This is a genomic window from Segetibacter koreensis DSM 18137, from assembly GCF_000374045.1.
In the GTDB taxonomy this organism is placed as follows: domain Bacteria; phylum Bacteroidota; class Bacteroidia; order Chitinophagales; family Chitinophagaceae; genus Segetibacter; species Segetibacter koreensis.
Genome location: NZ_KB893315.1, coordinates 381,034 through 403,956, shown reverse-complemented (window position 1 = coordinate 403,956; position 22,923 = coordinate 381,034). Strand labels below are relative to the sequence as shown.

Here is a 22,923-nt window from a genome sequence, read left to right as displayed (position 1 = left end):
CCCAAACAAAACTTCAAACTTTTCCATCGCCAAGTAATGATGATTAAAGGTTGGCTTAGAGGTATACATCATAGTGTTAGAAATTTACAGCCCTACCTGGACGAATTTTGCTACAGGTTTAATCAAAGTAATTCAATAGAAGAGATTTTTCACAACATAACTGGCAGAATGATTAATACTCAACCAATTTTTATTAAACAATTGAAATTGGAGTAGCTAAATGCCTACTTCCAACACTTTAACTGCTAACAATCTACTGAAAAAGATAAGTTTGAACAAATGCTGCTGGAGAAAGAAGTTGGCGCAGGGGATAACTAAAATACCTTAACTTTTTATTGACGATAAAAAGGTACGTAGACTATTTATTTACGGGAATGAATACTATTAAAAGCTATCATACTTACATCAATTTTGATGAAATAGCAACCCGCACCTATCGTTAATATTTGAACTAGAACAGTCCTTAATTATCGCCTTTATATTTGGGAAAGTTGAGTTCGTCATGTAATCGTAAATCTACAGTCAAGTCATAGACATCCCCGTATTTAGTAACTATTTGTTGAACTGGTTGGGAAATTCCGGCGGCAAAACCTATTTGGGGATCATGAATAACATTTTGTGCAACTTCAATTAATTTATTAATGTCAAGTTCACCGTCCTGTTCGTTATCAAATTTCATATACTGGGCGTTTTTAAAATAGCCATTCAAATTTTATCCCCGCTGGCATAAGATTAGAATTAATGTTTTTATGCCTCTTGAAGAATACAAAAAGAAAAGAAGATTTGATAAAACACCTGAGCCGACAGGCGGGGAAATTATTGATAACAAACTTCATTTTGTTGTCCAAAAGCATGCTGCATCCCATCTGCATTACGACTTCAGCCTTGAACTAAAAGGTGTTTTGAAAAGTTGGGCAGTTCCTAAAGGCCCCTCACTAAATCCGGACGAAAAACGCCTTGCAATGATTACGGAAGATCATCCTTATGATTATAAAGATTTTGAAGGGATCATTCCAAAAGGACAATACGGGGGTGGAACTGTTATTATTTGGGACGAGGGAACTTATGAAACACCCCAAGTGGATAAGGATGACAAAAAAGCCCAGGAGCATTCATTAATGGGGCAGTTCTTCAAAGGAGGAATGTTATTTAACCTGCATGGGAAAAAACTAAACGGTCAGTTCGCATTGATAAAGGATGCGGAACGTGATGAAAAATCATGGTACCTATTGAAGGTAAAAGACAAGTCAGCATCAAAGTCAGATGTAACAAAAAAGAATAAGTCAGTTGTATCCGGATTGACTGTAGAAGAAATGGCAGAAAATCCAGAGTCGAAAAAATGGCAAAGTAGCCGTGCAGTTAAAGAAAAAACTGCTGAAACAAAAGGTTTGGATATCGGGATTTTACAACAAGGTACCCAGGCACCAATGCCTGAAAGGGTTGAGGCAATGAATTGCACCCTTATTAAAGAACCTTTTAATAATCCTGATTGGACTTACGAAGTGAAATTGGATGGGTACAGGATAATTGCTATTAAAAACAATGATGCCGTTAATCTTTTTACTCGAGCCCGCTTAAATTATTCAAAATATTATCCCGCGGTTGTAGAAGCACTGAAATCCATCTCCTACGATGCAGTAGTTGATGGTGAATTGGTGGTCCTTGATGACAAAGGAAGACCGAATTTTGACCTCCTACAAAAGTATCGGGAAGGAATGGCAGTAACCTATTATCTCTTCGACGTTTTATGGGTAGATGGTTATGACGTTACAGGACTAAAATTAACCGACCGTAAAACATTACTTAAACAAATAATACCGGAAAATGACGTCATAAAATATAGTGATGATTTTGAAGATGGCGAAGCATTGTTTGAGCAAATAAAAGCGATGCAACTTGAAGGAATAGTCGCTAAAAGAAAAGACAGCAAATACCAACCGGGAAAGCGGGTAAAAGATTGGCTAAAACTTCCGACTGAAATACGGCAGGAATTTGTAATTGGAGGCTGGACAGAAAGCGAGAATGGAAGGCCTTTCCGGTCAATCGTCTTTGGCGCTTATGAAAATGGAGAATTAAAGTTTGTGGGTCATTCCGGAAGCGGTTTCCAGGATAAAGTAATGGATGAAGTGATGGACAGGCTACAACCGTTAGAGATCAAAAAGAAAGCGTTTGTTGACGAGGTGGATCACGACACACCTTCTCATTGGGTTGAGCCGAAATTGGTAGGCATTTTTAAGTTTGCTACGTGGACAGCAAGCGGAAAAATAAGAAAACCGGCTATTTTTCTAGGTTTCAGGGACGATAAAGATCCGAAAGAAGTGGTACGCGAAGTACCATTATCTGCAAATGATGAAGAGAAGATTATAAAAGAAATGCCGGAACCGGATCTGGAAAAAGAAAAACCAACATCGAAAACGCTTGCAAAGCCGAAAATCATTGAAAGCGCTGAAGATAGCAATTGGCCTATTATAGAAAATGAAACAATTACGAGCAAAGAGATATTTAATATCGAAGGGAAGGACGTTACGATCACTAATATTGGAAAACAACTTTGGAGCAATGTCACCAAAAGTGAGCTCATCATTTACTATCACAATATCGCACCTTATATTTTGCCTTATTTAAAAGACAGGCCACAGTCGCTCCATATAAAGAACATTAATGCAGGCGCTCCCGGGCTTTATATAAAAGACATGGAAGGAAGGCAACCTGAATGGGCCGATATATTTAGCACACCAAGGAAGCATAAGAAAAAAGGCAAAAGAAGTGAGATTGATTATCTTGTATGCAATAATGAAGCAACTTTATTGTACATGGTAAACCTGGGTTGCGTTGATATCAACCCATGGACCTCCAGTACCAACAGTTATCAACAACCTGACTTTGTAATCATTGACCTCGACCCATCAGATGAAGACTTTAAAAAGGCGATTGAAACGGCTACTGCAGCAAAACAATTTTTTGATGCAAACAAGTTAAAAGCCTTTCCTAAAACTTCTGGTAAAACAGGTATTCATTTATATGTTCCATGTGAAGGCTTTTCCTTTCCTGAAGCGCGAAAAATAGCTGAACATATTTGCGAAGAAGTTCAGCTACTGATGCCAGGTATAACGACAACAGAGGTAGCAATTGCTAAGCGTGGAAATAAATTGTATATAGATCCAAACCAAAATGACGAAGCGGATACGGTGGCCGCCCCTTATTCAGTTCGTCCATTTCATCATCCTTCGGTTTCTACACCCTTACTCTGGAAAGAGATAAATGACAAACTCGATCCATTGAAATTTGATATAAATACAATTTTTAAAAGACTGGAGCAAAAGGGAGACTTGTTTGAAAAGGTATGCGATAAAAAAGATAGCGACCGCCAACACCAAAATTCTTAGCCAGTTTTTGTAAAGATTAGGTTGTCACGTTGAAAATTTAATGAAATTGTCTTTTTAGTAGCTCGTAAATTATTATTGCCATACCAATAAGAAACGAAATAACTCCGATGACAAGGAATGTATCTGATAAGTCACTGTGCCGTATTTTCAAAATGCTTCCCAGAGTTGTTATTAAGAACGAAGCTAACAGTGTATAAAGTCCATACTTCTTTTTCATTGTAATGTATCTAAGGGTAAAGCCAATAAACTGTCTTTATTTAAATGTAATATAGAGTCTATGCCGGAACCAAGTAAAAAATCGGCAGAATCCACTAAATGTAAAGAAGGATAGGGTTTAGCCTTACAAGTGCATGCAATTGCTATCACAATCACTACAAGCGGCTGAGTGTCGACTGCTATACAAGAGATAAAGGAATCACAAAATTCATCCGCTTCAGCTTTATAACAGTTGGAAAAACTTTCACCCGCCATCCTTTGACAAAAACCGTGTCCTCCGTGATACTGTGCTGTAAAATAATACTTCCATTGCTTACGATCTAAATCGTCAATCACAGCTACACCGTTAGAGACAGTTATGAGGACGGCCTCTCCATTCTTCAGAACTGCCATCCTCCCATTGCGTCCATCTGGCTGCATCATTCCAGAATACAGGACCTCCTGCCCGAAGCTGCTTACTGCATAAATTCGGTTGCCGTTGCTCTTGAACCTAACCATGTAAATTTTAATACCCTCTGCCGCAACAATCATTTTCGTATGAGTTAAATCCAGTGAATCCTTAAACCGTTTGAACATTGGTCCAACGTTACTCAACATTTCCTGGCTTTGCGTTTCAACAGCATTTAAAAATATTTGACGTTTTAACTCTGTCCGCTTACAACCCGTTAATACGATTAATACAATAAGAAACAAGATAAGCCGTTTCATAAAATATATTTTTAGTGCAGACTAAAGGTAAGCAAAAGCAACGTATCTGTTGTCATCAAACTAATATTTATTTCCAACCTTGCGTTGTGACCAAATCAGAATATCTTGCTAAACTAGGCAAGCATATTGCCAATAAGCGAAAAGAAGCAGGGTTAAACCAAACTCAGCTTGCGGAGAAGTGCGATAAAGACAGGCAAAGTATTCAACGACTGGAAAAGGGAGGCATGAATCCGACAGCTTATTATCTCTGGGAAGTTGCAAAAGCACTTAATATTCCTACCAAAGAGTTGCTCAATTTCGACTAAATTGTAAATATCTAATTCCCTCAATTGGGTAATTCTTGCGTGTTACCTATTGCTGCACTCGCATTATCATTACCTGTTCAATAATTGAATATCTTGTTTAAAGCCTGTTCCACTACTTACATTTACAATTGAAATAATCTGAAAAGTGTTAAAGAAAATTGAGGTACTATGAAATTCAGAATTAACTTTTGTAACAAGTATCAAATTAGCAAAAAGTACAAGAAATGTGTATTGGCAGCTAAAAATAATTTCAACAGCATTATTGTGATTCTCCAATCGCACTCTGACAAATTTTCACTTTATATGAACCCAAATATTTTCAAATTCCACTGCTGCAAATTACTTTTCCAATTTCCTCATTTCTTATTTCTTCAGAAATATTAATTACTGGATTTATTAGAATGAACGGACAAAAGCATAAAAGTTTTAGAAGAATGGTTTCAAAAAATAGTTTAATAAGTCTTGGTGTATTAAAGCAAAAAGTCTTTAAAAAATTATTAAAAAAGGTTTGTGATTCGTGGCATTTTAGAGAATTAAGTTGCTGTGTCTGCAACTGGCAAGATGTTCAATTGTCCGACAATTGGGAAATCTTTCCCCTTTTGCCTCGGAACTCGGAGGTGGAAAAGACAAAGACATTCAACGATTTTTTAAAGTTAAACTGAGAGAGAAAATGAAAGCGGAAATAAAATCTAATCCTAACTTAAGGGTAACAATACGTTTTAAACCCGAAGAATATAACCAGGTACAAAAGAAATTTCTCGTAAGTACTTGCCGCAAACTAAGTGAGTACATTCGTAAAACTTCTTTGAGTAAACCCCTCGTTTTTACCTACAGGAACCAATCAGCAGATGAATTTTTGGCAGAGATGGTTAAGCTAAAAAATGAACTTAATGCTATTGGAAACAACTTTAACCAGTCAGTAAAACGTCTGCATACTTTAGATCAGGTTAATGAAATGAAAGCCTGGGTATTGCTTAACGAAGTCAGTAAGCAATCGTTATTCAGGAAAATTGAAGAAATTAAATGCCGAATTATTCAACTGCATGAACAATGGTTGCAAAAATAAAAACACCGACAAGCATTGTTCGTGCGCTTAACTATAACGAACAAAAAGTTCAGAAGGGAGTGGCGGAGTGTATTTACGCAGATAATTTATTGCGTGATGTGAATGACCTGAATTTCTATCAAAAACAGAAAAGGTTCAATACGTTAATTTCTTTAAATGAAGCTAAAACAAACAGTCTACACATTTCTCTCAATTTTGATCTATCTGACAGACTGAGTAAAGATAAGTTAGTTGAGATAGCCTCTCACTATATGGAACGAATAGGTTTTTCCGATCAACCTTACCTTGTCTACCAACACCATGATGCAGCTCATCCTCATTTACATATTGTTACCACCTCAATTAAAAATGATGGTAGTCGGATAGACACTTTTAACATTGGACGAAACCAATCAGAGAAAGCCCGCAAAGAAATTGAATTAGAATTTAATTTGGTTATTGCTTCAGGCAAAAACAAGCTAGCTAGCCAACAAATAAAACCGGTCAATATACAAAAAGTGATTTACGGCAAGTCTGAAACTAAACGGGCTATAACTAACGTATTAGATGCCGTATTAAATACTTATAAATACACTTCTATAGCTGAACTAAACGCGGTCTTAAAACAATACAACGTAGTTGCAGATAGAGGGAAAGAAGTTTCAACAACTTTTAAAAAAGGAGGAATTGTGTACAGGATTTTAGATGAAAAGGGAAGCAAAGTGGGTATTCCAATCAAAGCAAGCTCCATTTACAGCACACCAACACTTACTCATCTCGAAGAGAAATTTAACGCAAATGAGGTAAAGAGAAAACCGGATTTAAAAAGAGTAAAAACATCGATTGATTGGATACTGGTAAAGCCTCCCCGGACATTAAATGACTTTATAAAATTGCTTGAAAGAGAAAAAATAGCAACTGTAGTTAGGCAAAACGAAGATGGACTGGTTTATGGCCTTACATATATTGATCATCAAACAAAAGCTGTTTTTAATGGCAGTGATATTGGAAAAGAATACAGTGCCAAGGGTATTATGAACAGATGCGGGATATTGCAATCATTTCAGTCAGCCATCAAGGAACGTTATTCCGAGAAATCAGATCAGGAAGCTGCAGATAAGCATGTATCTCCTGCCAATCCCTTTGTACAGGGAGCCTCGAAAGTTTTTGGAGCACTTCTCAAGTCTTCTACCCAAAATGATCAAATGCCTTTTGAATTAAACCAAAATCAAAAGCCCAAGAAAAAGAAACAGCGTTCACATTCTTAATGCAATTGTCATGGCATCACCGACAGGAGAAAACGAACAGGGACTCAGAAAGATTATAGATTTAACCAGGATGATAAGTATAATTATTCTGCTTTTACATTTTTATTTTACCTGTTATGCGACTTTTAAAGAATGGAATTTAACAAGTACAATCAGTGACAGGATTTTAAATAATATTGCTCACACCGGTCTGTTTACAACCTTTCATACATCAAAACTTATTGCTCTTGCATTTCTAACAATTTCTTTGATAGGTGTGAGAGGAAGAAAAACAGGAGCCCTTAATTATAGGCTTGCCTTTACACATATCGGCATTGGCTTATTAATTTATTTGGCCAGTGCTTATGTTTTCAGTCTTTCCGTTCCTTATTCAACAATAGCTATCACCTATATAGTTGTAACAACCGTCGGTTTTTTGCTTTATATAACTGGTGCTGGTTTACTAACCCGTATTATTAAATTTAAATTAAATAATGACATTTTTAATAAAGAAAATGAAACGTTTCCACAGGAAGAAAGGTTCATTAAAAACAATTACTCCATTAATCTACCTGCACGATACAAGTTAAAAGGAAAAGTAAGAAAGAGCTGGATAAATATAATTAACCCTTTTAGAGGTTTGCTGGTTATGGGATCACCGGGAAGTGGAAAGTCTTATTTTGTTATTCAGCATATTATTAAGCAGCATATAGAAAAAGGCTTCAGCATGTTTGTTTATGATTTTAAATATGACGACTTGACGAAGATCGCTTATAACCATTATTTAAAACACAAGAAGTCGTATCCTGTTACCCCCAAATTTCATATCATTAATTTTGATGACATCAGCAGGTCTAATCGCTGTAATCCACTTGATCCTTCCTCGCTGTTTGATTTGTCAGATGTAGCGGAGTCAGCAAGAACAATTATGCTTGGGCTTAACAGGGATTGGATAAAAAAACAGGGAGATTTCTTTGTCGAATCATCTATCAATTTTGTAACTGCTATTATCGAGTTTTTACGACTGTACGAGAAAGGGAAATACTGCACATTACCGCATGTAATCGAGCTTATCCAGGTTCCATATGATAAACTTTTTTCGGTCTTACGCACACAACCCCAAATTGACGTCCTGGTTAACCCATTCATCTCCGCATACCTGCATAACGCCATGGAGCAGTTGGAAGGCCAGATTGCAAGTGCTAAAATTAGCCTGGCAAGGTTGTCTTCACCGCATTTGTATTATACGCTTTCGGGAAATGATTTTACTCTGGACATTAATAACTCGACAGATCCCAAGATAGTATGCATGGGAAATAATCCGCAAAAAACACAGGTGTACGGAGCGGTTATATCCTTGTATATTGCAGCATTAACAAGGTTGATAAACAAAAAAGGACATTTTAAATCCAGTCTTGTTTTCGATGAATTTGCAACCATTTATTTTAATGGCATTGATAGCCTGATAGCTACGGCAAGGTCCAATAAAGTAGCGACCACTATAGCGGTGCAGGATGCCAGTCAACTGATTTTTCATTATGGAAAGGAACAGGCAGAAGTAATCATGAATATTACGGGAAATGTTATTTCAGGGCAGGTGACCGGGGCAACAGCCAAAACCCTTTCAGATAGAGTTGGTAAAACCATGCAGGATCGGGAAAGCTTTTCAACAAACAGTAGCGATACTTCCGTCAGCCAATCCAAACAGCTTGAAATGGCAATACCGGTATCAACTATTGCATCTTTATCTTCAGGAGAATTTGTTGGAATGGTCACCGACGACCCTGACGAAAAAATTGAATTGAAAGCTTTTTACTGTGAAATTGTAAATGATCATAAGGAACTTCAAAAAGAAGCCGCTGTTTACAAAAATTTAGAAATAGTGTCAAATGTTGAACAGCGGCAAATAGTTGAGAACTACTTGGCTATTAAAAAAGACGTAGCAGCCATTGTCGAAAATGAACTGGAGAGAATGCTGAATACTCCGGGATTAGAAGCTTTAATGGTTAAAAAGTAGATGAATTTAAGACGCCGATAATAACTCTGAAGGCGACTAGCCAGTTTAATGTTCGGAAGCTTCTAATTTTGATGTTTTGCAGGTACAATGCTTGCAAAAAAGTCTTGTTGGGACAAAATCCAAATTAATGGCAAAAACTATAATTGAGTTTGCTGTTTTCTTTGTTTAAAAAATACTATTAAACTTAAAATCAGAAGTCCAAAGGATATCCCTTTTATAAAACCGTCCGTGCCATCTGATAGCGACATATACCGCTTAATAATAAAACTTGAACTCAGTAATAATGTTCCTAAGAGTAGAAGTGTAACATTGGTTTTGTTAAGTTGCGTCATTTTTATGTAGTTATAGTATTAGAAAATTTTGTTAATCGTTATTTGTTTATGTTCGCCCACTTCGCTTGGCGCTAACAGCCTATAACAAAAGTAGGAACAAAGGAGTGACCAGGTCAGTCCACTTCGCAATTAATAATTTTGCCTACAATTGCCCTACGAATTGAATGAGTTTCTCCAGGTTCTCTTTGTTATTAAAAACTGTTGTGTTTCCCTTTAAATAGCTATTAATAGATTGTTCTTGTTTTGGAAAAAGTTTTATGAAGTTCTTTTTAGTAGCTAAGACAAAATGATTGTAATTATCTGCAATAAAATATTGCACTTTTTTTGCCAAAATAAGGTCCTGCATGACTGTTAAGCGAAAATCTTTTGATCCGTCATTATACGAGTTGTAGCTAACTACATCGTCATTGGAACTCGTCATCCCATACGCCCCTAATTTTTCTTTGTCCATAACCCGCAGTATTTGTTTTATCCCGAGTTTTACATTGGCAGCCCTACTCAGCAATTTGATATATCCCTGGTCGTAGAAAAAGGTGTCTTCAGCAATATTAATAAAGGCAATGTTTTTTTGGTCGATCAGTGTAAGCGTGTCTCCTTTAATTGTAATAAACTGCATCTCATCCAAAAAGCGGTTGTAATTCATCTGTGCCCCGGAACTTTTACCATTCTTGAGAAATACTCTTCCACCTGTGAATTGAGGATACTCGTATACATCAATAGCCGGTACCGATTCTTTAATCGAAGTACCGGCTTTTACAATTATAAAAGTGTTGTTCTGTGCAAATAAATTACAGTATACTAAAGGAAGCAGAAACAACAAAAGGTGTTGTATTTTCATATTGATGGCTTTAATTTGCGCATTTAAATTTATTTGAGTTACAGGAATTTATTTAAGCTAAAAGCTCTAATTATTACAACTTAGAATTTTTTCTTTATTCTTTAACCATATTCCGCTCCCTTAATTGGGCAAATGCCGGGTGTTCATGTAACAATTAATTTATAGTCAGCATTAAAAAACTATTCTCCCACATATTGCTTTACGACATCTTCACTCAATTGCAGATTATTATTCAAACGGTTTCCGACTGGTTATCAAGCACAACGCCGGATCGCTTTTCAAAACTGGCTATCGCTCTTCCGTCATGCCTCACTCGCCCAAAACTGCCTCTTCAGCAGTGCTTAACAGTTTATTTAAAAATCTTTTAGGAAACGCTGCCAAAATAAATTACATGTCTGGAATTTCCGGCTCCACTAATTTCGCCAACTTCTCCAAAGATTCTTGCCAACCTAAATAACACATTTCTACAGGTATCATAGAAGGAATATTCTCCTGCAAAATTTTTATTTCCGTACCCACCGAAACCTTTTGCAGCCAAACTGAAGTAGTCATTTCACCTGGAAGGTTAGGGTCATCAAATTTATCTGTGTACTTTAAAAACTCATTAGGTTTAATCTCAACATATTTACCTCCGAAGGAGTGGCCATTACCAGTGGAAAAATTATGAAATGACATTTTATACGTCCCGTCTACGCGCACATTCATTTCATGAACGGTACAAAGGAAGCCATAAGGAGGTATCCACGAAGCAAGTGCACTCGCTTCAGTAAATGCACGATAGACTTTTTCGGAAGATGCCTTAAGAACTCTATGTAACGAAACGCTGTTGCTAGGCATAAAATTTAGTTTTTTAGGTTTACTCGTTTTATTAATGGGTGACCTGAAGGCTTTGTAAATCTAAATCATTTTCTTCGCAGATTGCCACTTGCTTTTAATTGTTTAAAATGTCAATTGCCAATATTTCTCTGCAGAAAAAGAACGGCAGGCTTTCGTATTCGGGTAGGAAAAATGCCTGGTCAGGGCAGGTGACCGGGGCAACAGCCAAAACCCTTTCTGACAGAGTGGGCAAAACTATGCAAGACAGGGAAAGCTTTTCAATAAACAGCAGCGATACTTCTGTAAGCCAATCCAAACAGCTGGAAATGGCAATACCAGTATCAACCATTGCATCTTTATCTTCAGGCGAGTTTGTTGGAATGGTAACTGATGATCCTGATCAAAAAATTGAATTAAAAGCTTTCTGCTGTGAAATTGTAAATGATCAGGAGGAACTTGAAAAAGAAGTGGCATCATATAAAAATTTAGAAATAGTGTCAAATGTTGAACAACGACAGATAACCCGTAATTATTTGTGCATTAAAAAAGATGTAGCAACCATTGTTGAAAGTGAACTGGAGAGAATGTTGAACACTCCGGGTTTAGAAGCGTTGATGGTTAAAAAATAAATATACAGATTTAAGTCTGCCAATGGACAGCTCTATGTGCGCCTTATTTATACGGAACAATCTGCAAGAAATTGCATCAGTTCTTGCTAACAAGCTTATCAGCTTGCTAAGTTTGAAAAAATGATTACGAAAAATTTCAGCAGCAAAATTTTTCTTACTGGACATTTAATTAATTATACTGTTTTTACCCTATCCAAGCATTATTTCGAAGCCTTTGCATAATAGATGAAATTTAATAACTTGGCCACAAATCAAAATGCAAAAAGATGTTTAAGAAGAAAAAAATGTATCTCGCGGCATTGGTACTAACTGTTGTATCTGCATGTTCAGACAATACCTCCACCGCAATATCTAATACGCCTAAAAGTCAGGAGATCGTTAGCAGTCAGAGTTCCGCCAACAGTATAAGTGAGGATAAGACAAAAGAGGTACTTGACCACCACTGGAAGGCTTTTATGCAGAACAACCTGAATGAGGTAATGGCTGATTATACTGAGGAATCCGTTTTAATTACTCCCGATGAGACTTTTAAAGGACTGGATGCGATCCGGAAAAACTTTCAAGATGCGTACACAAAATTCCGGAAAGATAAAACAGCCTTCCAGTTAAATAAATCAGTGATAGATAGGGATGTGGCATATATTCTCTGGCAGGCAAAAACACCCACCTTCAACCTCACCTACGCAACCGACACTTTTATCATAAGAGACGGGAAAATCATTAGACAGACGTATGCCGGAGTAGCTAATGTTTTCGAAAAATAACGTGGCATTTCATCATTAGAATACTTCAATCTTTTTCTTATTGTAAAGCTCAACTTATGGCGTGCCACTATTAACTTTTTTTGATTTTTCCATCCCTAATTCAGTTTCACAATTTACTTGCAATGGGGAAGCGGTTCATAGTTAAAAAAACGCAAAGAGGTTTATTTGTTTTTGTCATACCAGGTGTCTTTGAAGTCTGCGGTCGCCCTGTTGCGCCTAAGGGACCGACTTACCTTCAGAATATCGGATCACATTGAACTAAAGGCACTGATCAACGATGCTATTGCGCAAATATTTGAATTAGGATGATGTTGCCTGAAAAGTGCGGTTGTGATGGTACTGACTAATTAGTAGTGCGTTAATATTCTCGCCTTTCAAATGTCCCAAGGAATGGAAATCAACAGCAAGTAAAAATTGCTAAGACAATTAATAGCCTGGTCTACGACAGCGAATGTAGGTGGTTTTAATCGGCCGTTTTATTAGAACCTACGCAAGTAATGGTATCATTTCTTGCTGAGCAACTTGTTAGTAATCTATATTTTATCGGATACGGGCTAATATCCGTGAAGGACATTTTGAAGGCAAAATTGTTAACTTGCACGAGCAAAACCTTTTTAATACAATCTGATCCAATGAAATTTGCAGGTGAAAGACATCTGGAAGGCGGAAAGACTCGCTTTTGGGGACACTACAGGGGCAGAAGAGGCCGAAAATTGAATCAGCTGACCTGAATCAGTACTTCCTTTGCCTCACGTTCTTCCCATCGTACACAGTAAGGCTTCGGGCAGTTTGAATGCCGAGGATTGCAAGTAGTTCGTGAACATGTTTGGCAGGTTCTTCACGGCTATAACTATCAAATCTAAGATAAAATATTCCCTATTCCACTTATAGTTGTGTTTATAGATCAGTTCTCCGTAATCTCTGTCGAACGTCTGAATTATTCGTTGTTCTGCTTCCGCAATTTGCATTACGGATCGGTCACTTATGCTGGGACTATCTTCTCCGATTGAGGTCACGTCATATCCTAAACTTCGTAACAGTAAAACACTTGCTTTCGGAAAGTTTTCATTGGCTAACAGCTTCACTAAGCAGATTTTTTAAAGGAACCGACAAACATGCCATCTTGCATGCATTCGTAAATATAAGCAAAAATAGCTTTAAGGCTGTCCTGAGTTAGCCGTGGGGAGTTGTTTAAAACCTGCTGTTCGGTCCAACCCTGGGCGAAAAGAGAGATGACGTGATCAACGGAAAGCCGGTGCCCCTGATAGTTGGTTTCCCCACTAGTCCGTCGTTGTCTGATACGATATAGTCCTGCCAGTTCATAATGAAATTGCCTACAAAAAGTAGTAATTTACTACAAAAAGTAATAATTTGTTACAAAAGCAATTTATAAAGTAGACCTGAAGATGTAAATATTGACGTTGGGTAAAGCACAGATTTGCACGCCAAGAACATTTGCACATGCGAAGGGAAATGGTATTCTAATTTTTTTTAATAATCCGCTTCTTCAAACTCCATCTTACCTTCCGCAGGAGCGATTGCCTACATTTCCAATTTAAAATTCCGCCCTTGAAAAAACCGTAAGGAACCCAGTTGCGGACAAAGCGAAAAAAGTCTTAGGAGCCTCACTGCTCAATTGCATCTTTTATTTTTGCAACGTCAATTTTCTTCATTGTCATCATTGCTTCAAATGCCCGTTTTGCTACTTCGCCACCCCTGGCTATTGCATCAGTCAGAACACGTGGAGTGATTTGCCACGAAAGTCCCCATTTGTCTTTGCACCAGCCACACTCGCTAGGTGTGCCTCCGTTGTCTATAATCGCATTCCAATAAAGGTCGGTCTCGGCCTGATCATCTGTAGCAATTTGTAAGGAAAACGCTTCGCTATGTTTAAATACATCGCCGCCGTTAAGTCCTATACAAGGTACTCCACAAACAGTAAACTCTACTGTAAGCACGTCGCCTGCCTTGCCTCCCGGAAAGTCTGAAGGCGCCTGAAATACCTTTCCAACGGAACTATCTGGAAATGTGTTTGCATAAAAGTGAGCGGCCTCCACGGCGTCGTTATTGTACCATAAATAGATCGTGTTCTTTTGCATGGCTACGTTTTTTTATATTTAATCGTTGTTTGCCTTTTATTAATTGAACATATTAATCCAACAAATCTATAAGCAATATACCCTTTGCTTATAGAATTTGAAAGTACGAGTGGTAGATTTTCAATCTAGCATCGTCACTCCCTTGCAATACAATACGATTTAGCAACTATGTCTAGTAACGGGATTTTTGAATTAAGCAAGAATTTCCATTAGCGCTTATTCCGCAAATAATCATGTGACAAAGAGTGCCACTAATAAGCATTTAAAACTTTGAGCAATCTAGGGTAGATCCTATTTATGCCCGTCCTGTAGAATTCATTGCTTGTCAACCTGCCTTTTTCACATCAATCTTTTTTTGCAAAAAGGCTATCACTTTTTCAAACTTATCTATTGTTTCTACTGACAATTGACATTTTTCATTCTTTACGTACAGTTCTTGAATACTTCTATTGAAAAGCTTTTTGTTATATTTTTTTTCAAGAGGATAACTTTTAGCTTGAATTTGTAATAGTTCATCTTTTGAGAAGAGCTTTTCCGTCTCAATATTGTCCCAAGTACTATCAATATCTTTATAACTACTAAGATTATCCAAGACAGAAAGTCCGTACTCTTCTTCATACCGTTGTTTTTGCTCATTCCCAGCCTTGTCAGCGTCCAACAATACAACAAAAGGGGTTCCCCAGCCAAGATAAAGGCTTATAAGTGTACCTAGGTTAGTTGAACTTGTACCTGGAATAAATTTCAAAACGTCTCTTTTTTCGAGAATGACTTCTTGAATATAATTAAAGGTATAAAAGTCATTTTTACCCTCGCTGATAACAACTTTCCCAACTAATTCAAGATTTGTCGGACGGTAGTCAAGGACTTCCAAAATGGGCTGAAAATAACTCGTTTGATTTGGATGGTTAACAGCAAATTCTCGATATTTAGAAATTCGGATATCTGTATTTTTGGATTTGAAGTTTTCTTCCTTGTCATAATCTATAGCCTCATTTTTTATAACGAATGTATTTTCTAGCCACTTGGGATTTATTAAATAATGACTATGAGTAGTATACAAAACTTTAGGAAGTCTCTCAAAACTTTTTAATAGTTCTTGCTGTGCAGAGGGGTGCAAATTAGATGCTGGTTCATCAAATAAGAAAAAGACATTGTCATATGATTTTCTGTAGCTTCTAAATTGAGTTAATAATATATAAACAAAAAACCATCTAAAACCCAAGGATCTTTCTATAATTCGATAGGTATCAACATCGTCCTTTATGTTAAATTCTAAGAATGTTCCTTTATCATCTGATCCCGTATATAGAATAACTTCAATTTTAGATAATTGCTTTTTAAAAATTTGGTTCCATTTACTAAATATTACTTCAGTTAACTGCCTTTGCATTTTACCCAACAGACTATTTAGATTCCTTTTTTCTTTTTCATCATTTGATTCGATTCTTGCTATTAAATGTTCTGGGATGTTTGTTTCGTTATTTAGAGAATCTAGAACATCCTGAATTATCGTCTGAAAGTAAAGATGTTTTGGGTCGGTAATAGTTGTGCTTAAATAGATTTTTTCCGGAAATTCAAAAAGAAAATTTGGGAAATATAAAATGCTTGGCATTCTTTTGATAATAATTTCATGTGCTGTTAGCGCATTTACATTTTCTAACGGTTTTGCTATTCTGCTTCTACCGGTTTTCCCTTTAAAATCATAAACCCAATTTCTTTTGTCTTTCTCTTTCTGATGCAAAGAATTACTAAAAAAATATTTTTGTGTATATATAATTTTTTTAGAATATTCTGCCAACGAAATACCCTTTTGCAAAAAAGCTTTTCTTATCTCATCAATATCTTTATCATCAAGCTCGATTCCAGCTTCGATCGTTATCGCTCCATTAAAATTATCCCTTTTATTAATTGGAATTAGGTTGTGAATATCTTCAACTTCATAACTTTCTAGTTTTAACGCATTTAGTGTTTCACGCTTATAAGCAAAATAATTTATAGCTTCTAGTATTGTAGTTTTTCCACTTTCATTCAATCCAACCAAAGTAAAGACCTTTGAATCCGGGTTTTTTGATAAGTCTAATGTTTGGCTTTCAACCCCCTTAAAATTTTCAAACTTGAAATAAGTAAATTTCATAAATACCTGTTTTAAAGCAACTATAATTTCTTTTTTATTATACTAGAGCGTATGCGGGCTTCTAATAATGGCTGCATTATTAATCGTTTGAACCCAGAAAATATATTGGTTGTAGAGGCAATAGGTTCTTGTCTTCGTCACTTAACTTATCATAGAATTTCTGCCAAAGCGTTATAAGTTCTTCGCCATTTATTAGTTTTATGTGAACATTTGCTTCCCTTGCAAATCGTTCTGCTTCGTTGCTAAACCTTCCACTTGTTACAAATAAACCTGCCTCGTCAGCGTTATTTATTAGACCTTTTAGACTTCTTATAGCATCTGGTGGAACCGGGTTATCCGGGTAATGTTTTACTTGTACCTTAATTCGGGGCGTTTGAACACCTAGAGGATCTTGATAAGCAATTATATCGATCCCTCCATCTCGCCCTTTTGGAGAAATGAATGGAGTATAGTATCCCATTGCACGTAATAGCGCTGCAACAAAATCCTGAAACTCATAAGGTCCTTTACTTATTAAAAACTGCCTGATTCCTGCGACTGCTTGCTCTTCTAATTGGTCAAGGTTTGCTTTTTGTGTTTGTTCAATATTGTCTTCCAACTCTGATGGTTCATCGGTTGGTGACTTCGTTTTTGTTTTATTTTCTGCTGCCCATTTTCGATATGCCGTACTTGCAGATTCTAATAATCCTATAGCACCTTTTTTAATTGCATCTTCACCTTCTGGAGTTAGATACCATGTGCCTTTTGATTTTCGTAAATATCCAGCCTTCATGCAATCAACAGTATAAAAATGCATAATTGACTCCCATCTTACATACCCTGTTTTTTCATAAACTTCTTTTTCCCAATCAGAAAAAGTTAAGTTTTCCCTTACTTTATCAATTACCGTTTTCCCGGGCAATTCACCGCCTTCAGCTTTCAGTATCTTGAACGCTTCATAAATTGTTTTAGCCGCAACAGCTTTCGATTTTGATAATTCTTTAGGTGCTTTTTCAGACATTATTTTAAATTTTTGCCTTTTTACTTTTTACTTTTTACTTTCTCAAACATCCCATACGTATACTTATCATACAGCTCAAACAAAAACTCTATTCGCTTGGTTTCGTTGATGAAGGGTTGGGGGCGGTAGCAGAGATCTACGGCTTTGTCTAATGCCTGGTGGGCTTTTACTAATACGGGTGGCATTGTGTTGGGGTCGTATAGGTCTGCAAGACTTGCATGGGGAAATTGTGCCCGTGCATCTAATACATTTTGTGCGGCGGCTTCTATGGCTTGTACCTGTTTTTCATTTGGATTTTCTGGCCAGGGGAAATTGTTATAGACAATATCGTTTGAATAACGATAGTCACTTTTTATTCTACCACACACATACTTAATCCAGATGTTATGCATCAAGGAATTCAATACACCGAAATGATATTTGGTTGCATTAGGAATAGAGTTGCAGCTATCAGAAACAATATAATCTTTAGAAAAGAAACCAAAAGGAATGTACTGTCTATTTTCAGAAGAGTGCCTCGGGATTAGTATATAATCAGAATTAGGTTGTCGTATTTCAGTAAACATTGTTGGCATTTGCGCCCACTTTATTGTAGCTGCTTTTGTGCTTTTTAATCTGAATTGTTTTACTGCGTCTACTCTATTTATAAGATTCGGGCATTGTTTTAATTCTGAAGGATTTGCATTTTGAAGCCAAAAGCACCAACGCCTTTGATTATTTAAAAATTCTTTTGCACTGTTTAATGGTTTAATAAATTTTTCTGCCTGTGGTTCTTTGGTTATAAACGCAATCTTTTCTTCATCATTCAGTATAAGATTTCCATCATCCGTCGGCTGACAGCCTTTTATCATTTCAGGAACATTTGCAATCGATTTTTTTCGTGTTGTTATTGCAAAATCTTTTCCTTCGACCAAATAAGGATTGATGTTTTTAGCATTAACGGCATGTGGTTCGCCTTTTATATTTTCGTACTCGTAAAATACTTTGTTAGGTACATCGAAGTTTGAAAATCCAATTATTACAACGTGAACTGCTGCATTGCCTCTCGCTTCATTACTCCAACTAAACGTGCGATGAGCGAAATGAATTTTTACTTTATACTTGTTGAATAATTCGTTCCATAGCAATCCAACCTGTTCCCCTTGCGATATCGAATTGGTTGATACAAATGCTGTTTTTGTTAGCGGCCCATTGTTATCTTGTATAAGAGTGCGACGCGACGGCTGTTCAATCGAAGTATCTTCTGCCTGGTCCATAAAATTGTATTCCTGCATGTACTTCGCTGCTTTGATGTGCCATGCAGTTACATAATCTAAAACACCTGCTCCGTTTACGCCGTTAAAGATGATATCCTGTCTGCTTTTTGTGCAGTGTTCATTAAGCTCTTTCCTATAAAAGGCGGATTACCTAATATATAATCATACTTCGGCTGGCCTTTCTCAAAGGGCAGTGGGTCAATAAGACTTTGCCAATCGGTTCTGAGTGCATTGCCGTGTTTTATAGTGGCGCTTTTGCGTAGGGGCAGGCGCACATAATACTCACCAAAGGTGTTGCTTACAAGTTGGTTCATCTGGTGGTCGATCAGCCACATGGCTACCTGTGCTATCTGTGCCGGAAACTCTTCGTACTCTATGCCATAAAATTTATCTACATCGCATTGTACCAGGTAGCCTACATCCATCTTTGCTTCACGAAGCACTTCTTCCCTGAAGCCTTCGAGCTTTAGCCTTTGTTTGATGATATCTATCTCGAGCAAACGCAGTTCACGATAGGCAATGATTAAGAAGTTGCCGCATCCGCAGGCCGGGTCTAAAAAGCGAAGACGGCTTATTTTGTCGTGGAAGTTTTTGAGCTTTTGCTTGCTGTCTTTTACACTGTTGTATTCGCTGTACAGTTCGTCGAGAAACAGGGGCTTGATGAGCTTGAGGATATTTTTTTCGCTGGTATAGTGTGCGCCTAAATTTCGACGTGCCTTTGCATCCATCACGCTTTGAAACAGGGAGCCAAAGATGGCGGGAGATATCTTGCCCCAATCGAGCAGGCAGCAATCCATGAGTATCTTTCGCATCTGGCTGTCGAAAGCAGCAGTGGGCAAATGTTCTTCGAACAGTTTACCATTTACATAAGGGAAAGCATTGAGGCTTTCGTTGATGTTGCGAAGGCGCTTTTCTTTCGGTGCGTTAAGTACCTCAAAAAGTTGTGCAAGATGGGCGGCAAGGTCGCTTCCATCTTCGTCAGTAGTTAGATCAAGGTAATCGTAAAAAATACCTTTCTCAAAAATGTTGGTATCGTCGGCAAACAATAAGAACACGAGGCGAACGAGGTATAGCTCGAGCGCATGACCTTCGTAACCGATTTCTTTTAGTTTGTCGTGCAGCCGGCCCATTAGTTCTGCAGCTTCTATATTTACCGGGTACTGCTCTTTATAGGTGCGTTTTTGGTAACCTACGATAAAGCCAAAAAGGTGCACATGGTCTACCAGTTGCGCCAGCTTGAAATCGTATTGCTGTCCATCTTCGAGGTCGTATAATTTGAACCGTTCGAAATCGCTTACCAGTATATATCTCGGAAGTTCTTTTTCGGTCAATCCAGGGAAGTAGTCTTTGGCTTGTTTGTAGGCTTTTTCCAGATCTTTTCCCCGGCTCTTGTGTTCTATGAGGATAACGCCTTTCCATAGGAGGTCGATGTAGCCTTGTTTGTCGTCAATCTTCTTTACTTGTTGTTCAAAAGATGCAACTCTTCTCCGGCTTATTCCGAAGACGTTGAAGAAATCATCCCAAAAGGATTTGGCTTCGGCATCTTCGCTTACTTCGTCTTTCCATTCTTGTGTAAATAATAAAGCTCTGCTTTTGATCTCGTTCCAGCTTAAAGGCATCTATCGTTATAAGATTAGTTTCAAAACCGAAATATAAGAATTTCTTTTAAAGCCATGTCAAAGTTTAAACATATATTTTTTTGACAGTAGGAATTGCAATATCCAGAACGTAAAACACTCTTAAACTGAAACGTACTCAACAATTTTCTTGATAGTTTGCTCACGGTATTAGGAGAATAAAAGCACTCATTCATATCAATCCTTCGCAAAGTTCCTAACAGCATTTCTGAAAGCAAGGTCTACGCCTTCGTGCCTACGGCTTGCCACTGGTTTTTCAAAAATAATCTCCACCGCCTGAACGCCCATTTTTTCAATTGCAGGCGGTAGTATTTTTTTTGAAAAAACCTTGCTTTCTGAAATCCTGTTTTTAGGGCCGGGTAGCTACGATTAGAACGAACGAGGTATATGCCGAGTTCCTACTACATACAATTTATTCAATCACCATTTAAAAATTACAGTCATGGAAATCACAGGACGAATCACAAAAGACGCTGTTGTTAATCAACTAAAAGATGAAAGGCAGGTTATCAATTTCACTGTTGCCATTAATGACTATTATAAGCCTAAGAATAGTTTAGAAGGGAAAAGGAAAACCACGTTTATTAATTGCAGTTATTGGCTAACAAGCAAAATAGCACAACGGCTGACAAAGGGAACACTGGTAGAACTTTCCGGACGTATCGGGGTAAATGCTTACGTCGATTTACAAGGTGAAGCAAGAGCTACACTCACGTTTCATGTGAACAGTATCAAAATTCATGGTTTTGGAAAGTCAGCAAGCGAAACATCTGTTCCAACTTATAATGAGGTAAGAAATTCATTAGCAGCAAGCAGGATAACAGAACCTGCAGACGATTTACCTTTTTAAACCAATCAATTAAACAAAACCGCAGAAGTACCGCCTGCGGAATATAAATAAGCTGGGTAACCAATTATGGCACATAACATCAATTTTAACGAACGAACAGGAAAACATAGTTTTTTTTCAGTGAAGGAAAAAGCGTGGCATGGACTGGGACAAATAGTAGAAGGGTATCCTACAAGTGCCGAAGCAATTCAACATGCGGGTTTAGATTATACAGTAGAAAAAAGACCCATATTTACCTATGGAAATGACAACATGATACCTGATGATGACATCTGTATAAGAATACCGGAAATAGAAGTACCAAACTTTTTTGCAACAGTAAGAACAGATACAGAACAGGCTTTAGGTGTGGTAGGTAAAGAGTATGAAGTAGTACAAAATAAAGATGCTTTCACTTTCTTTGATGCTATTATACGTGGAGAAGGGATTATGTATGAAACTGCGGGAGCATTAGGCAAAGGAGAGCGTATTTTTATCACAGCTAAACTTCCCAATTATATTAAGGTTGGCAATGAAGATTTGATAGAGCGATATTTATTTTTAACAACATCACATGATGGATATGGAAGCATAACAGCTGCCTTTACTCCCATCCGCATTGTTTGTAACAATACTTTAAATGCAGCCCTTAGCAATCATTCTAATAGTATTAAAATCAGGCATACAGTAAATGCAAAAGAAAGGCTGGAACAGGCTCATATAGTAATGGGCTTAGCTAATAAACTATCAGAGAATTTAGAAGGCATTTTTAACAAGTGGTCAAAGGTTAGCATCACAGATAAGGAAGTTAGAAAATTAATCCAGCTTGCTATGGTTCCTAATAAAGAGGTACTAAACAACCTTCAAAGTGGAAAGGAAGACGAACTTTCAACTGTTTTTAAAAACATGTGTGACAATGTTTATGATTATGCTATGAGTAGCCCTACTCAGCAAACTACTACCACTGCAGGAACTGTCTTTGGTGCTTATAACGCAGTTGCCGGATTTTTCCAAAATGTACGGACTTATAAAAATGATGAAGCAAAATTGAAATCATTTTTATTTGGAGGTATAGCACAACTGCGCACACAAGCAGCATTTGATTTATGGGAAGCATATTCTCAAAAAGGCTCGCACATATTTCTTCTTAATTAATAATCGGGGGAACATTCCCACCGCTTTTCTCCACTTTTTTAAAAATACTTTTTATGAAACCGCTAAATAAATTAACTCCTTTAGAAAAGGCTGAATTGTTATTTGAATTATTTCCGCAGGAGATGCCAGGCCTTATAGAATTTTCAACGGAACTAACTCAGTCTATTATAGACAATCCAGAAGAGATGAAAAAAAGCATTAACCTGCTACATTCTACCCCGTTTTGGTTCCAATTAGTACACAAGGCCAAAATTAATTTTGATACTTATGGCAACAGCCTTGCCGAAATAAGTAGTTTGTTTTCCAAACAGTTATTCGACAGGTATGACCATATCTATGCATCTTATTGCCTCCATCAGTACCTAATAAAAGAGAAATGGACGAACAGAAAGTTTAGAGATGCGATAATGTTACTTTTTTTCTAAACAATAATGCCCGGGAACTAGCCAACCTTGAAGGGTCGCCTCGTTTGTTCTTTTATTAAAAATAAAATTCTGCTACTGCTAGTAC

At 37.2% G+C, this 22,923-nt stretch carries 19 protein-coding genes and 2 pseudogenes; 11 read left to right on the top strand and 10 right to left on the bottom strand.

Annotated features, from left to right (window positions below):
* Positions 1 to 216, top strand: a pseudogene (locus B154_RS33290) (IS1595-like element ISBaba1 family transposase); the annotation flags it as partial.
* A gap of 247 nt (positions 217 to 463) precedes the next feature.
* Here the strand turns inward: B154_RS33290 and B154_RS0104340 are convergent.
* Positions 464 to 679 (bottom strand): hypothetical protein, encoded by a 216-nt coding sequence (locus B154_RS0104340; protein ID WP_018612097.1) that lies wholly within the window; start codon positions 677 to 679, stop codon positions 464 to 466.
* A gap of 70 nt (positions 680 to 749) precedes the next feature.
* Here B154_RS0104340 and ligD point away from each other — a divergent pair, with 70 nt between their 5' ends.
* Entirely contained in the window at positions 750 to 3,386 is a 2,637-nt protein-coding gene (gene ligD, locus B154_RS0104335) for a DNA ligase D (protein WP_018612096.1), read from the top strand.
* A gap of 213 nt (positions 3,387 to 3,599) precedes the next feature.
* Here the strand turns inward: ligD and B154_RS0104330 are convergent, their stop codons facing one another.
* The gene (locus B154_RS0104330) at positions 3,600 to 4,310 is read right to left on the bottom strand and encodes a hypothetical protein (protein WP_018612095.1); all 711 of its coding nucleotides are present in this window, start codon (positions 4,308 to 4,310) and stop codon (positions 3,600 to 3,602) included.
* An 86-nt stretch (positions 4,311 to 4,396) separates the two neighbouring features.
* Between B154_RS0104330 and B154_RS0104325 the strand changes: the two genes are divergently transcribed.
* From B154_RS0104325 to mobC, 4 genes are all read left to right on the top strand, one after another.
* Positions 4,397 to 4,615 carry a helix-turn-helix domain-containing protein gene (locus tag B154_RS0104325; RefSeq protein WP_026259953.1) on the top strand — a complete coding sequence of 73 codons (219 nt, stop codon included), beginning with the start codon at positions 4,397 to 4,399 and terminating at the stop codon, positions 4,613 to 4,615.
* A gap of 580 nt (positions 4,616 to 5,195) precedes the next feature.
* Positions 5,196 to 5,681, top strand: a complete 486-nt coding sequence (locus B154_RS0104315; RefSeq protein ID WP_018612092.1) for a plasmid mobilization protein — start codon at positions 5,196 to 5,198, stop codon at positions 5,679 to 5,681.
* Complete coding sequence (locus B154_RS0104310; RefSeq protein ID WP_018612091.1) at positions 5,666 to 6,928, top strand: relaxase/mobilization nuclease domain-containing protein; 1,263 nt, start codon at positions 5,666 to 5,668, stop codon at positions 6,926 to 6,928. The genes B154_RS0104315 and B154_RS0104310 overlap by 16 nt, the downstream gene beginning before the upstream one ends.
* A gap of 10 nt (positions 6,929 to 6,938) precedes the next feature.
* Complete coding sequence (gene mobC / locus B154_RS0104305) at positions 6,939 to 8,924, top strand: conjugal transfer protein MobC (RefSeq protein ID WP_018612090.1); 1,986 nt, start codon at positions 6,939 to 6,941, stop codon at positions 8,922 to 8,924.
* Between the two features lie 474 nt (positions 8,925 to 9,398).
* Here mobC and B154_RS0104295 read toward each other — a convergent pair whose 3' ends face one another.
* The gene (locus tag B154_RS0104295) at positions 9,399 to 10,094 is read right to left on the bottom strand and encodes a hypothetical protein (RefSeq protein ID WP_018612089.1); all 696 of its coding nucleotides are present in this window, start codon (positions 10,092 to 10,094) and stop codon (positions 9,399 to 9,401) included.
* A 387-nt stretch (positions 10,095 to 10,481) separates the two neighbouring features.
* Positions 10,482 to 10,931, bottom strand: coding sequence for an SRPBCC family protein (locus tag B154_RS0104290; protein ID WP_018612088.1), 450 nt, complete (start codon positions 10,929 to 10,931; stop codon positions 10,482 to 10,484).
* A 107-nt stretch (positions 10,932 to 11,038) separates the two neighbouring features.
* Here B154_RS0104290 and B154_RS0104285 point away from each other — a divergent pair, with 107 nt between their 5' ends.
* Together B154_RS0104285 and B154_RS0104280 are read left to right on the top strand one after the other, a co-directional pair.
* Positions 11,039 to 11,539 carry a hypothetical protein gene (locus tag B154_RS0104285; RefSeq protein ID WP_018612087.1) on the top strand — a complete coding sequence of 167 codons (501 nt, stop codon included), beginning with the start codon at positions 11,039 to 11,041 and terminating at the stop codon, positions 11,537 to 11,539.
* A gap of 266 nt (positions 11,540 to 11,805) precedes the next feature.
* On the top strand, positions 11,806 to 12,303 hold the full coding sequence (locus B154_RS0104280; RefSeq protein WP_018612086.1) for a nuclear transport factor 2 family protein: 498 nt from the start codon (positions 11,806 to 11,808) through the stop codon (positions 12,301 to 12,303).
* 749 nt (positions 12,304 to 13,052) lie between these two features.
* Here B154_RS0104280 and B154_RS30015 read toward each other — a convergent pair.
* The 6 genes and pseudogenes from B154_RS30015 to B154_RS33765 form a co-directional block, all read right to left on the bottom strand.
* Entirely contained in the window at positions 13,053 to 13,388 is a 336-nt protein-coding gene (locus tag B154_RS30015) for a DUF5615 family PIN-like protein (protein ID WP_051084275.1), read from the bottom strand.
* Complete coding sequence (locus B154_RS33770; protein WP_425423101.1) at positions 13,388 to 13,603, bottom strand: DUF433 domain-containing protein; 216 nt, start codon at positions 13,601 to 13,603, stop codon at positions 13,388 to 13,390. Before B154_RS33770 ends, B154_RS30015 begins: the two co-directional genes overlap by 1 nt.
* A 325-nt stretch (positions 13,604 to 13,928) precedes the next feature.
* Positions 13,929 to 14,402, bottom strand: a complete 474-nt coding sequence (locus B154_RS0104265) for a VOC family protein (protein WP_018612084.1) — start codon at positions 14,400 to 14,402, stop codon at positions 13,929 to 13,931.
* A gap of 325 nt (positions 14,403 to 14,727) precedes the next feature.
* Positions 14,728 to 16,536 carry an ATP-dependent nuclease gene (locus B154_RS0104260; protein ID WP_018612083.1) on the bottom strand — a complete coding sequence of 603 codons (1,809 nt, stop codon included), beginning with the start codon at positions 16,534 to 16,536 and terminating at the stop codon, positions 14,728 to 14,730.
* 79 nt (positions 16,537 to 16,615) lie between these two features.
* Complete coding sequence (locus B154_RS0104255; RefSeq protein ID WP_018612082.1) at positions 16,616 to 17,536, bottom strand: restriction endonuclease; 921 nt, start codon at positions 17,534 to 17,536, stop codon at positions 16,616 to 16,618.
* A 20-nt stretch (positions 17,537 to 17,556) separates the two neighbouring features.
* A pseudogene (locus B154_RS33765) lies at positions 17,557 to 20,370 on the bottom strand (type IIL restriction-modification enzyme MmeI).
* A 501-nt stretch (positions 20,371 to 20,871) separates the two neighbouring features.
* Between B154_RS33765 and B154_RS0104240 the strand changes: the two are divergent.
* The 3 genes from B154_RS0104240 (at position 20,872) to B154_RS0104230 (ending at position 22,838) form a co-directional block, all read left to right on the top strand.
* Positions 20,872 to 21,279, top strand: a complete 408-nt coding sequence (locus tag B154_RS0104240) for a single-stranded DNA-binding protein (RefSeq protein ID WP_018612080.1) — start codon at positions 20,872 to 20,874, stop codon at positions 21,277 to 21,279.
* Between the two features lie 66 nt (positions 21,280 to 21,345).
* A complete protein-coding gene (locus B154_RS0104235; protein WP_018612079.1) occupies positions 21,346 to 22,413 on the top strand; it encodes a DUF932 domain-containing protein in 1,068 nt (355 codons plus the stop codon).
* Between the two features lie 53 nt (positions 22,414 to 22,466).
* The gene (locus tag B154_RS0104230) at positions 22,467 to 22,838 is read left to right on the top strand and encodes a hypothetical protein (RefSeq protein WP_018612078.1); all 372 of its coding nucleotides are present in this window, start codon (positions 22,467 to 22,469) and stop codon (positions 22,836 to 22,838) included.
* Positions 22,839 to 22,923 lie beyond the last annotated feature (85 nt).